This is a genomic window from Streptococcus sanguinis (genome assembly GCF_026781265.1).
GTDB classification, from domain to species: Bacteria; Bacillota; Bacilli; order Lactobacillales; family Streptococcaceae; genus Streptococcus; species Streptococcus sanguinis_T.
Map to the genome: position 1 here is coordinate 35,263 of NZ_JAKUVC010000004.1, position 12,507 is coordinate 47,769.

Consider the following 12,507-nt stretch of genomic DNA (forward strand, 5'->3'; position numbering starts at 1 on the left):
GAGATTTTCCTCTTTTGACTTGCTTTGATGGCCTTGTATCTTAAGGAGTAATCATGACGAAAATCTATCATTTTATCGGGATTAAGGGCTCTGGTATGAGCGCTTTGGCTTTGATGCTGCACCAGATGGGCCATAAGGTTCAGGGCAGTGACGTTGATAAATATTATTTCACTCAGCGTGGTCTAGAGCAGGCTGGCATTTCCATCCTGCCTTTTGATGAAAAGAATATCCAGCCAGACTTCGAAATCATTGCCGGCAATGCCTTTCGTCCAGATAACAATGTAGAAATTGCCTATGCAGACGCAAACGGTATTGGCTATAAACGCTACCATGAGTTTTTAGGTGGCTTCATGCGTGACTTTGTCAGCTTGGGAGTGGCTGGTGCCCACGGGAAGACCTCTACAACGGGGATTCTTTCCCACGTTCTCTCCAATATCACGGATACTAGCTATCTGATTGGAGATGGTACTGGCCGAGGTTCTGCCAATGCCAAGTACTTTGTCTTTGAGTCAGACGAGTACGAGCGTCATTTCATGCCTTATCATCCGGAATATTCGATCATTACCAATATCGACTTTGACCATCCGGATTATTTCACGAGCCTAGAAGATGTCTTTAACGCTTTCAATGACTATGCCAAGCAGATTACTAAGGGACTCTTCATTTATGGAGAAGACGAGCAGCTACGTCGGATTACGTCCAAGGCTCCGATTTACTACTATGGGTTCAAGGAAGAAGGCAATGACTTTGTCGCTCACGACCTCTTGCGTTCTACCAGCGGTTCAGGCTTTAAAGTTTCTTTCCGCGGGCAAGAGCTGGGTGAGTTCCAAATTCCAAGCTTTGGCCGCCACAACATTATGAATGCGACAGCAGTCATCGGCCTCTTGTATACTGCAGGTCTTGATCTGAATCTAGTTCGGGAACACCTCAAGACTTTTGGCGGAGTTAAGCGCCGCTTTACAGAGAAAATTGTCAACGAAACAGTTATCATTGATGACTTTGCTCACCATCCAACGGAAATTATCGCAACTCTGGATGCAGCCCGTCAGAAGTATCCAAGCAAGGAAATCGTGGCAATCTTTCAGCCGCACACCTTCACTCGGACCATTGCTCTCTTGGACGAATTTGCGGAAGCCCTAAATCAGGCTGACTCAGTTTATTTAGCTCAGATTTACGGTTCTGCACGTGAGGTGGACAATGGTGATGTTAAGGTCGAAGATTTGGCTGAAAAGATTGTGAAGCGGACCAAGGTCATTGATGCGGACAATGTTTCTCCACTTCTTGACCACGATAATGCCGTTTATGTCTTTATGGGAGCTGGAGACATCCAGACCTATGAATATTCCTTTGAACGTCTCCTGTCCAATCTGACCAGCAACGTTCAGTAGAAGGAGACTTGATGGAAGCACCGATTCGAATCAGACAGGCTGACTTGAGCGACTGGGAAGAAATTCTTGCAATTGAACAGCTAAATTTTCCAGCAGCAGAAGCAGCCAGTTCCGAAGTTATCAAAGAGCGGATTGAGCAGATTCCAGATACTTTTTTGCTAGCAGAGCTGCATGGTCAACTTGCAGGCTATATTGTTGGACCAGCTGTTCAGGAGCGATATCTGACAGATGGCCTCTTTAGCAAGGTGGGTGCTAATCCTCCAGAAGGTGGCTTCGTTGCCGTTCAAAGTCTGTCCGTCCATCCTGATTTTCAGAGGCAGGGGGTCGGAACCTTGTTGCTTGCAGCTCTCAAGGAGACAGCTGTTCAGCAAAATCGACAGGGCATTAGCCTAACCTGTCATGATGACCTGATACCTTATTATGAGATGAATGGCTTCGTCCACGAAGGGATTTCTGACTCAACTCATGGTGGAGCTGTTTGGTCTGATATGGTGTGGGAAAATCCCAATTTTAAGGAGAAGTGATGATTATCCGTCAAGCTCAAAAGGCTGACTTAGATGCTATTTATGCTATCGAATTGGAAAATTTCAGTCCAGAAGAGGCTGTTAGCCGCGAAAGTCTAGCAGCACATATCCAAACCCTATCTTCGACTTTTTTGGTGGCGGAAAAGGATGGTAAGATTCTAGGCTATCTGGAGGGACCTGTCCGTCCAGAACGTTATTTAAAGGATATTTCCTTTACAGAGGAGATTGAAGATTATGGTCATCTGGACGGTGGCTTTATCTCTCTGACCAGCCTTTCTATCTCGAAAGATGCTCAGGGAATGGGGGTCGGTCGCAAGCTACTGGAAGCTATGAAAGAGATTGCTATAGAAGATGAACGCCATGGTATCAATCTGACTTGCCATGATTACCTGACAACCTACTATGAAAAACACGCCTTTGTTAACGAAGGTTTGTCACAATCAACTTACGCAGGTGCCACTTGGTTTGATATGGTCTGGGAAAATCCTAGTCTCAAACTGTAAAAAGACCAATAATAAGCTAGAAAATCCTACTCTTATTGCATTTATCTGACTTTTAAGATATAATGTTAGGGATTATGATGAAGGAGGTCAAATTTTTGACTGAAAAATCACAAGACAAAGAGAAGAATCTGAGCTTTAAAGAGCAGATTTTGAAAGACTTAGCTGGAGAAAAGGAAGAACAAACTCCCTCTTCAACTAGCCAGTCAGAAGCGGACTCTGCTTCTGCAAAAGAAACAGCAGCTGCGGATGCCTTTGAAGCTAGACCGGCTTCGGTAGATGTTTCCTACAAGGTTGCAGAGAATGAAAAGGCTCACCCTCAGGTCTATGGCCGAGTGGATGAGGAAGATAAGAAACCCAATGAGGTTTTATCTCGGGCTAATCGGGCTAACAACACGGTCAAGAAAAAACGCCAAAATACATTAGCCCGCAGAATTATGACAACTGTTCTGCTGATTGTCCTGCTGGGACTTATGGTCACAGGAGTTGTCGGCTATACTTATGTATCTTCAGCACTTAAACCTGTTGATGCAAACGCAACAGAGTATGTGACAGTTGAAGTACCAGAAGGCTCAAGCTCTAAGCAGATTGGAGAAATCCTTGAGAAAAAGGGGCTGATTAAAAATGCCCAAGTTTTTAGTCTGTATTCTAAGATTAAAAGCTTTAACAATTACCAGTCTGGCTATTACAATCTCCAGAAGAGTATGGACCTAGATACCATTGCTCGGCAACTTCAGGAAGGTGGAACGGATACACCGCAACCACCAGTTGTTGGTAAGGTTACTATTCCTGAAGGCTATACACTGGAGCAGATTGCAGAGGCTGTGACGGTTAATGCAGCTGCAACTTCTAAGAAGACTAGTAAGACACCTTTTAGTAAGGACGATTTCCTAGCTAAGGTGCAGGATGAAGCTTTCATTTCCAAGATGGCGGCTAAATATCCACAGCTGCTGGGCACATTGCCAAGCAAGGACAGCGGAGTCAAGTACCGCTTAGAAGGTTACCTCTTCCCTGCCACTTATAACTATGGTGAGGATGCAGATCTGGAAAGCTTGATTGACCAGATGTTGGGCGCAATGAATACCAATCTGTCTTCTTACTACCCTACTATCGAAGCGAAGAACCTAACTGTTAATGAAGTTCTGACACTTGCTTCTCTAGTGGAAAAAGAAGGTTCGACAGACCAGGACCGCAAAGATATTGCCAGCGTATTTTATAATCGTCTCAATCAAGCGATGCCGCTTCAGAGTAATATCGCTATCCTTTATGCTCAAGGCAAGCTAGGAAAGAAAACGACTCTGAAAGAGGACGCTGAGATTGATACCAATATTGACTCGCCTTTCAATGTCTATAAAAAAGAAGGGCTTATGCCTGGACCAGTTGATAGTCCGAGCCTGTCAGCTCTGGAAGCTACCATTAACCCAAGTAAGACGGACTACCTCTACTTTGTGGCAAATGTTGAAACAGGCGCTGTTTACTTCGCCAATACTTATGAGGAACACGCTAAAAATGTTGAGGAGCATGTCAACAGCAAGCTCACTCAATCCAGCAGCAGTTCTAATTAGACTGCTATCATTGCAGATAAGAGAAAGCTAGTGCATTTAGTTCTAGCTTTCTCAGTCCTGCTATATAAAAAAGGGACTGATACAGTCTTGTCTCAGCCTCTTGTTTTAGTTTTAAAATAAATAAAATAAAAGAAAAGAGAAAAAATGGCTGAAAAAACTTATCCTATGACCCTAGAGGAAAAGGAAAAACTAGAAAAAGAATTAGAAGAATTGAAATTGGTGCGTCGTCCAGAAGTGGTAGAACGTATTAAGATTGCCCGCTCCTACGGCGATTTGTCAGAAAATAGTGAATACGAAGCTGCTAAGGACGAACAGGCTTTTGTGGAAGGACAGATTTCTAGTCTGGAAACCAAGATCCGCTACGCTGAGATTGTAAACAGTGACGCTGTAGCCAAGGATGAAGTAGCTATCGGAAAAACAGTTACCATCCAAGAAGTAGGCGAAAGCGAAGAGGAAGTCTACATTATCGTTGGTTCTGCTGGTGCAGATGCTTTCGCAGGTAAGGTATCCAATGAAAGCCCAATTGGACAAGCTTTGATTGGCAAGAAAACAGGTGATACTGCAACAGTCGAAACACCGGTTGGCAGCTACGACGTTAAAATTCTCAAGGTTGAAAAAACCGTTTAATAAATACCAAAGGGAACTGGCTAGAAGACTGGTTCTTTTTTCGTTTCTTTTAAGACAGAGAGTGTAGGCTAGATAAGAAGAGCAGGGGAAAAATAGAGAGAAGACAGATGGTTATGCTATAATGAGAATAAGCTAGAAAAGTAGGAGAACTGTATGCAAGAGCAAGATATTTATGGGAAATACGGCGTCTATCTGCCCAAGATTTTAGAGGATCTTAGTCAGCGTATTCAAGAAGCTAATGATCGAGTCAAGCAGGAAACGGGGCAGAAGCTTTTTGAGCATTTTAATGCACGGGTCAAGCAGGCAGCCAGTATGGAAGAGAAATGTCGACGCAAGAATCTGCCTAGGGCGCCAGAGTCTGCCCTGAAAGAAATTCGTGATGCGATTGGGATTCGGATTGTTTGCGGTTTTATCGAGGACATCTATCAGACGATTGAGGTGCTTCGTCAGCTGGAGGGCTATGAGATTGTTCTGGAAAAGGATTATATCCGAGCTGCCAAGCCTAATGGATATCGCTCCTACCATTTGATATTAGAGGTGGAGACTCCTTATGAGGACTGTCATGGTCAAAATCCCGGCCGCTATTTTGTAGAAATCCAGCTTCGGACCATTGCTATGGATTCTTGGGCCAGCTTAGAGCATCAGATGAAGTACAAGCATGAGATTAAAGACAGCAAGCGGATTGTCCGCGAGCTGAAACGCTGTGCAGATGAGCTGGCTTCCTGTGATGTGACCATGCAGACCATCCGCAATTTGATTCGAGAAAGTGAGTGAGATGATGAAGATTTTATTAGCTGAAGATGAGCAACAGCTGTCCCGTGTCTTGGAAACGGCGATGACCCATGAAGGCTATCAAGTCGATACAGCCTTTGATGGGCAAGAAGCTGTGGACTTGGCCAAGGGAAATGCCTATGATTTGATGATTCTGGATATCATGATGCCGGTCAAGACAGGAATTGAAGCGCTGAAAGAAATTCGCCAAACCGGCAATACGACCCATGTTATCATGCTGACAGCTATGTCAGAGGTGGATGACAAGGTCACAGGGCTGGATGCCGGTGCAGATGATTATCTGACCAAGCCCTTCTCTCTGAAAGAGCTTCTGGCTCGCCTACGCTCTATGTCTAGACGAGTAGCGACGTTCACCCCCAATTTGCTGCAGATTGGCCAAACCAGCCTCAATGTCGGAGAGCATGAACTCATTAGCTCCAACTCTATTCGCTTAGCTGGTAAGGAATCTAAAATGATGGAATTTCTCATGCTTAATGCCCAGAAGAGTCTTTCCACTCAAGAACTCTTTCGTCATGTTTGGGCCAAAGACGAGGATGAGGATTTGGACGAAGGATTCGTCTGGATTTATATTTCCTATTTGCGTCAGAAGCTGAAGGCCATCCATGCTGATCTTGCTATCTTGGGTGAGGAAGGCGGTAGTTTCACTCTGGTGCCGCTGGAAGGAGATGGCCATGTTTCGGAAGCTTAAAATTCGGTTCATTCTTCTGGCTTCGGCGGCTATTGTCTGTATTTTGCTAACCATGATTGCTGTCTTAAACTCCGTTCGCTTTCTGCAGACCAACGGAGAAATCCAAGCCGTTCTCAATATTTTATCTGCCAATAATGGAGATTTTCCCAGTGTAGAAGAAACAGCTGAAAGCTTGCAAAACGACCGTATCACCATTGATACCATCTACCAATACCGCTATTTTAGCGTGGTCTATAAGGAAGACAAAACACTTTACTCCTCTAACTTGGACCATCTGTCCAATCTATCGAAGGAGCAGGCGCTCAGTTATGCAAATAAAGTGATTAAGGACAGCCGCAGCAGTGGGGTTTTTAAGGTAGGCAGTCAATTTTATTCCTACCAGATAACGCAGGATTCCAAGACCAAGCGCTATTTACTGGTGGTCTTAGATTCGACTAATTATCTCGAAAGCCGCAATGACTTTTTCTGGCTGTCCATCCAGTTATGCTTCTATAGCTTTATTTTCTTTGTCTTAGTCGTGTCTGGATTTTCCAACTTTGCCATCCGTCCCTATATCAAAAACTATGAAAACCAAAAGCGTTTCATTACCAATGCGGGACATGAATTGAAGACGCCATTGGCCATTATTTCAGCCAATACGGAGCTGCAAGAGCTGATGACTGGCGAAAATGAATGGACAGAAAGTACCAAGGACCAGGTCAAGCGTCTCAGTAATCTAATCAATCAAATGGTCGTTCTGGCCCGTCTGGAAGAGCAGCCAGATGTTACCTTGGTAGATGTGAATTTCTCAGAAGTTGTCAAAAAAGTGGCTGGGAACTTCAAGTCTGTCATCGAGAAGGCAGGCAAGAAGTATGAGATCAAGCTGCAGGAAGATATCTATGTCAAGGCAACTGAAGATGAACTTTATGAATTGGTTAGCATTCTGATTGACAATGCCTGCAAGTATTGTGACGAAGATGGGCAAATTTTTGTCACCCTGACCAAGGCTAAGCGCGGGAAACGAGCCCGTCTGACGGTGGCTAATAGTTACGCGGACGGCAAAAATGTTGATTACAGCCGTTTCTTTGACCGTTTCTATCGTGAAGACGAATCGCACAATCAGAAACAGCCTGGCTACGGGATTGGCCTATCCATGGCAGAAAGTCTAGTGCGGATTTTCAAGGGCAGGATTTGGGTTTCATATAAGAAAGGCTTGATTGGCTTTACTGTTTTATTGTGATAGAGTCACCTCGTTCATCAGTTATTGCTTTGTTTGCTGAGCTTTTTGTATCGGTTACGCCGATTCTTACTCGAGATTAAAAAAATTCTTCTAGTATTAGCTAGAAGAATTTTTCTTTATCTTGACCGTTGCTTACCAGCATTGCGGTTCTTTTTCTTTTTGTTCTTTTGCTCAATAGCCGGCTGAGATTTTGGAGTAACATCTTTAGCCCGGCTAGCTTTTTTCAAGCTTTTAGGAGGATTTTTTTCAAATTCCTCTGCTACCTGTTTTCTCAAGCGAGGTCGAATAATGTAGTTGATGATAAATTGCTGGATGATTTGGATGAATCCACCGACTACCCAGTAGAGAGTGACTGCGGCAGGAGAGAAGAATGAGAAACCAACAATCATGATAGGGCTCATATAAGAAGCTTGTTTCATGCTGTTTCTTTGAGTTTCATCTTCAATACCATGCAGAGAGAGCACTGACTGGATATAGTAGAGGACACCGACAATGGCGGTCAAAGCCCAATCGCTTTTGCCTAAATCGTTAATCCAGAGGAAGGAACTGCCCGCAACCCCTTGAGTATACTGGGCTGCAAAGAAGAGAGCAGAGAAGAAAGGCATTTGGATGAGCAGAGGCAGACAGCCTATACCGCCAAACATGCTGAGTCCATTTTCTTTTTGAGCAGCCATCAGTTCTTGCTGAGCCCGCATTTTCTCTTCCTGAGTCTCAGCATTTTTGATTCGCTCTTGGATTGGGGCAAAAATTGGCTTAAAGTAATTCATCTTTTCAGACTGAAGCGTCGCCTTCCAAGACTGATAGATTCCCAGCGGCAGAATGATAATCCGCACGATGAGCGTAACGATGATAATTGCCAGACCATAACCCAGACCTGAATTCTTGGCGAAAAATTGGATACCATCCGCCATAGGCTGACCAATCACGTCCCAAATCAGACCAGAAGGATTACCGGCCTTGTCGCGGCCCACACAGCCGGACAGGAAAAGAAGCGCAGCCAGTCCCATACCGGAGAATAAAAAGCGTTTGAAATGTTTCACGAGTTCATATCCTTTGTTTCTAAAAAATAATACCTATCTATTCTACTGTTTTTTTGCAAAATATACAATAGTTCTGCAGACCTAATTTGAAATTTTAAAGTCAGGATAGGAGTCGAAATTAGCCATGGTCACATCCAAATAACTGACCTTAGAAAAAGGTGTCGGTCCCTTGCGGATTTCTTGGATAAATTTGGCCATCAGAGCTGGGTCATCAGCCTGAGCCAGAATGCCAACAGTACCGTCGTCGTTGTTCCAGACCCGGCCGGTAATACCTCCGATTTCCAGCGCTAGAGAATAAACTCCCCAGCGGAATCCAACCCCTTGTACTCGTCCTTGGGCTATCATTTTTACTTTCTGCATGGCGTCCTCCTTTAGTGAGCAAACCGAGGGATTTAAGACCTCAGTATGAGTGCAAGTCTGCTAAATTGTGGTATAATGTTCTTATGAATATTATAACCTCAAAAGCCAATAATGTGGTAAAAAAAGCTAAAAAACTTCATCACAAAAAATACCGCAAGGATTCTTATTTGATTGAGGGATGGCATCTATTTGAGGAAGCTTTCAGCAGCGGGGCAGAGCTGATTCGGATTTTTGCTTTAGCGGAATACGCAGAGCGATTAGCTGATTTTTCTCAGGCAATCTTTGTCAGTCCAGAGATTTTAGCAGATTTGGCTGATAGTAAGACGCCACAGGGCATTGTCGCAGAAGTGGCTTTTGAAAGGGAAGAAATACCGGCGGAGTTAAATGGACGCTATCTTTTCTTGGAGGATGTTCAGGATCCAGGTAATGTCGGTACCATCATTCGGACCGCGGATGCAGCTGGCTTTGACGGGGTTTTCATCTCTAGCTCGTCGGCAGACATCTATAACCTAAAAACGCTGCGCTCTATGCAGGGGAGCCATTTCCATCTGCCAGTTTATCGGATAGATACAGCTGATTTTATTAGGCTGGCTCAGTCTTCCAGTCTGCCAATTCTAGCGTCGACCTTGTCGTCTGCGTCTATTGACTATAGAAAGGTGGACAGCAAAGAGAGCTTTGTCCTAGTCATGGGCAATGAAGGGCAGGGAATTAGTCCAAAAATGACGGCAGCAGCTGATGTTCTGGTCCATATTTCCATGAAGGGACAGGCAGAAAGTCTCAATGTTGCTGTCGCTGCGGGTATTTTAATCTTTCATTTAAGCTAAAAATCAGAAAAAGAGATATAATAGTTGGCAAGGGAGGTGATTCTATGCCTTACAAACAGGACGAGGAATTTATGGCCTATGTTGGACACTTGATTGAAAAGCCCAGTGTGCAGCGCCTGAAAGAAATTCCCCATCATATTCATTCCAATAGACTTGAACATTCTATCAATGTAAGTTATACTAGTTACAGAATTGCCAAAAAATTTGGCTGGAATGCCCGCAGCACAGCACGCGGTGCCCTGCTTCATGACTTATTCTACTATGATTGGCGTGTGACCAAGTTTAAGAAGAGTCATGCTTGGGTTCATCCCAGGCTGGCAGTTCGCAATGCTCGTAAGATTACCAAGCTCAATAAGGTCGAAGAGGACATTATCATCAAGCACATGTGGGGGGCGACCATTGCTCCGCCGCGCTATAAGGAGTCTTATATTGTGACGATGGTGGATAAATATTGGGCAGTCAAGGAAGCGACTGCACCTTGGAGACGCAAGGGCGGTAATCGCAAGCTCTTTCATCGAAAGATGCTGAAACCGTAAATGTTTTATTATAAAAGGAGTAACTATGAATCATTCTATTATTCAAGATCAATCAGATATTAATTCTTTCTATGCTAAGATTTATTCTATCGTTGGTGTCGGTATCGGAATCTCAGCAATCGTGTCCCTCTTGATGCTGAACTTCTTTCAGGACATTATTATCTCTGTTCTGACAGGCTCCACTTGGATTTTCTATGCAGCTATTGCAGTTGAGTTTATCCTTGTGTTGGTAGCATCTGGAACTGCTCGGAGCAATAGCCCAGCGGCGTTGCCTATGTTTTTAGGCTACTCAGCCATCAATGGATTTACCCTGAGTATTATCATGGCGCTGTATCTTCAGTCAACTGTTCTCTTAGCCTTTCTGACAACGACCGTTATGTTCTTTGCTATGGGCTTCATCGGCAAGGTGACTAAAAAGGACCTATCTGGAATAGGGAAAGCTTGTATGGCCGGTTTGATTGGTATTATCGCTGCTAGCTTCCTTAATATCTTCTTGAGAAGCAGTGGCTTGGACTTTATCATCAGTATCGTTGGTGTCCTTATTTTCTCAGGGCTCATCGCTTGGGACAATCAGAAGATCCGCTATGTTTATGAGCAGACCAATGGCAATCCAGGGAATGGCTGGGCAATTTCTCTGGCTCTGCATCTATATCTGGACTTCATTAATCTCTTCCTCAGCTTGCTGCGTATTTTTGGAAGAAACAAATAACTCAGCTAAATAATACTCAAGCATTGGACGTTTGCTCCAGTGCTTTTTGTTTCTCCTATGGATTTATGGTATAATAAAGCCAGCAAATAGAAAGAGAGAATAGTATGAAAACTCCTTTTGTCAGTCGTGAAAAGCTAGCTGAGATTACGGCGCAGTTTCCAACACCTTTCCATCTTTATGATGAGAAGGGAATTCGGGAAAGAGCGCGTGCCCTGCATGAGGCCTTTTCTTGGAATCCAGGTTTTAAAGAGTATTTTGCTGTTAAGGCCACTCCCAATCCTGCTATTTTAAAAATCCTTAAAGAAGAAGGCTGCGGGGTGGATTGTGCCAGCTATGTTGAGCTGCTCATGAGCCAAAAGCTGGGCTTTGCTGGACAGGATATTATGTTTTCGTCCAATAACACACCAGCTGAGGAATTTCAGTTTGCGCGTGACCTTGGAGCGACTATCAATCTGGATGCCTATGAAGATGTTGCTTTTTTGAAGGAGTCAGCGGGTATTCCAAAGATTATTTCCTGCCGTTACAACCCTGGCGGTGTCTTTGAGCTAGGAACCAGCATTATGGATAATCCAGAAGAAGCCAAGTTTGGTATGACTAAGGACCAGCTGATTCAGGCTTTCAAAGAGCTCAAGGAGTTGGGTGCTGAGAAATTTGGGATTCATGCCCTCTTGGCCTCTAATACTGTCAGCAATGACTACTATCCTGAACTGGCCCGTCAGCTTTTTGAACTGGCTGTAGAAGTAGTGGCTGAGACAGGAGTTGAGCTGGACTTTATCAATCTATCTGGCGGTGTTGGCATTAATTATCAGCCTGAAGGTGAGGAAAATGACATTGCAATCATCGGTCAAGGAGTTCGTCAGGCCTATGAAGCTATTCTAACTCCAGCTGGCCTGGGACAGGTCAAGATTTATACGGAGCTGGGCCGCTTTATGCTGGCACCTTATGGCCTGCTGGTCACCAAGGTTACCCATAAGAAGCAAACCTACCGAACCTATCTGGGAGTGGACGCCTCTGCAGTCAATCTGCTGCGTCCTGCCATGTACGGTTCATATCACCACATTACCAATATGGATCGGTCTGAGAGTGAGACAGAGATTGTGGATGTTGTCGGCAGTCTCTGTGAGAATAATGATAAATTCGCCATTAATCGCTCGCTTCCCGTCAGTCAAATCGGTGATACACTGGTGATTCACGATACTGGTGCTCATGGTTTCTCTATGGGTTATCAGTACAATGCCAAGCTCCGCTCCAGCGAAATTCTCTTGGAACAAGATGACAATGTTCGCATGATTCGTCGGGCTGAAAAACCAAAAGATTATTTTGCGACACTGTATGGCTTTGATTTTGAAAAATAGAGAAAATTTGATATAATGAAGAGCAATGTAAAAATGGAAATAGAGGAGTTCTCGATATGAATTTAGTTTTAGCAATTTTCTTGATTATGGCAGCATTTGCTGGGGGCGTGATCTTGGGGATGTATTTGCTTCGTCGGCAAGTTGAGAAGGAATTTGCAGAAAATCCGCGTCTGAATGTAGAAGCAGTTCGGACCTTGCTTAGCGCTAGCGGTCAACGGCCAAATGAAGCGAAAGTACAGCAAGTCTATCGTCAAATTATCAGCCAGCAGAAAGCTGCGCTTGCTAAGAGCAAAAAGAAAAAATAATTTTCTAGAGGCTGGCTTTTAATACCAGCAGAGAAAATCTATAAAAAAAATGGGGATTTGGAATCGGCTTCCAGT

General features: G+C 44.2%; 15 protein-coding genes. 13 read left to right on the forward strand and 2 right to left on the reverse strand.

Annotated features, from left to right (window positions below):
* Positions 1–53: 53 nt before the first annotated feature.
* The 8 genes from murC to MK370_RS05905 all read left to right on the forward strand — a co-directional run bounded on the left by murC (position 54) and on the right by MK370_RS05905 (position 7,303).
* Complete coding sequence (murC, locus tag MK370_RS05870; RefSeq protein WP_268684543.1) at positions 54–1,388, forward strand: UDP-N-acetylmuramate--L-alanine ligase; 1,335 nt, start codon at positions 54–56, stop codon at positions 1,386–1,388.
* Positions 1,389–1,399: 11 nt separating this feature from the next.
* Complete coding sequence (locus MK370_RS05875) at positions 1,400–1,912, forward strand: GNAT family N-acetyltransferase (RefSeq protein WP_268684544.1); 513 nt, start codon at positions 1,400–1,402, stop codon at positions 1,910–1,912.
* Positions 1,912–2,415 carry a GNAT family N-acetyltransferase gene (locus MK370_RS05880; RefSeq protein ID WP_268684545.1) on the forward strand — a complete coding sequence of 168 codons (504 nt, stop codon included), beginning with the start codon at positions 1,912–1,914 and terminating at the stop codon, positions 2,413–2,415. Before MK370_RS05875 ends, MK370_RS05880 begins: the two co-directional genes overlap by 1 nt.
* Before the next feature lie 62 nt (positions 2,416–2,477).
* On the forward strand, positions 2,478–3,977 hold the full coding sequence (mltG, locus tag MK370_RS05885; protein WP_268684546.1) for an endolytic transglycosylase MltG: 1,500 nt from the start codon (positions 2,478–2,480) through the stop codon (positions 3,975–3,977).
* A 144-nt stretch (positions 3,978–4,121) separates the two neighbouring features.
* The gene (gene greA / locus MK370_RS05890; protein WP_002894584.1) at positions 4,122–4,604 is read left to right on the forward strand and encodes a transcription elongation factor GreA; all 483 of its coding nucleotides are present in this window, start codon (positions 4,122–4,124) and stop codon (positions 4,602–4,604) included.
* A 153-nt stretch (positions 4,605–4,757) separates the two neighbouring features.
* Positions 4,758–5,378, forward strand: coding sequence for a GTP pyrophosphokinase (locus MK370_RS05895; protein ID WP_268684547.1), 621 nt, complete (start codon positions 4,758–4,760; stop codon positions 5,376–5,378).
* Between the two features lie 4 nt (positions 5,379–5,382).
* Positions 5,383–6,084 carry a response regulator transcription factor gene (locus tag MK370_RS05900; protein WP_326845083.1) on the forward strand — a complete coding sequence of 234 codons (702 nt, stop codon included), beginning with the start codon at positions 5,383–5,385 and terminating at the stop codon, positions 6,082–6,084.
* The gene (locus MK370_RS05905) at positions 6,068–7,303 is read left to right on the forward strand and encodes a sensor histidine kinase (RefSeq protein WP_268684549.1); all 1,236 of its coding nucleotides are present in this window, start codon (positions 6,068–6,070) and stop codon (positions 7,301–7,303) included. Before MK370_RS05900 ends, MK370_RS05905 begins: the two co-directional genes overlap by 17 nt.
* Before the next feature lie 116 nt (positions 7,304–7,419).
* On the opposite strand, the gene yidC is transcribed toward MK370_RS05905, so the two are convergent.
* Together yidC and MK370_RS05915 are read right to left on the reverse strand one after the other, a co-directional pair.
* Positions 7,420–8,343, reverse strand: a complete 924-nt coding sequence (gene yidC / locus MK370_RS05910) for a membrane protein insertase YidC (protein WP_268684550.1) — start codon at positions 8,341–8,343, stop codon at positions 7,420–7,422.
* Between the two features lie 81 nt (positions 8,344–8,424).
* A complete protein-coding gene (locus tag MK370_RS05915) occupies positions 8,425–8,703 on the reverse strand; it encodes an acylphosphatase (RefSeq protein ID WP_002897016.1) in 279 nt (92 codons plus the stop codon).
* An 83-nt stretch (positions 8,704–8,786) separates the two neighbouring features.
* Here MK370_RS05915 and MK370_RS05920 point away from each other — a divergent pair, with 83 nt between their 5' ends.
* The 5 genes from MK370_RS05920 (at position 8,787) to MK370_RS05940 (ending at position 12,432) form a co-directional block, all read left to right on the forward strand.
* Positions 8,787–9,527 (forward strand): TrmH family RNA methyltransferase, encoded by a 741-nt coding sequence (locus MK370_RS05920; RefSeq protein ID WP_268684551.1) that lies wholly within the window; start codon positions 8,787–8,789, stop codon positions 9,525–9,527.
* Positions 9,528–9,571: 44 nt separating this feature from the next.
* Positions 9,572–10,063, forward strand: coding sequence for an HD domain-containing protein (locus MK370_RS05925; protein WP_268684552.1), 492 nt, complete (start codon positions 9,572–9,574; stop codon positions 10,061–10,063).
* Positions 10,064–10,088: 25 nt separating this feature from the next.
* Positions 10,089–10,772, forward strand: a complete 684-nt coding sequence (locus tag MK370_RS05930) for a Bax inhibitor-1/YccA family protein (protein ID WP_268684553.1) — start codon at positions 10,089–10,091, stop codon at positions 10,770–10,772.
* 104 nt (positions 10,773–10,876) lie between these two features.
* Complete coding sequence (locus MK370_RS05935) at positions 10,877–12,127, forward strand: diaminopimelate decarboxylase (RefSeq protein WP_268684554.1); 1,251 nt, start codon at positions 10,877–10,879, stop codon at positions 12,125–12,127.
* Positions 12,128–12,183: 56 nt separating this feature from the next.
* On the forward strand, positions 12,184–12,432 hold the full coding sequence (locus MK370_RS05940; RefSeq protein ID WP_002894600.1) for a YneF family protein: 249 nt from the start codon (positions 12,184–12,186) through the stop codon (positions 12,430–12,432).
* Positions 12,433–12,507 lie beyond the last annotated feature (75 nt).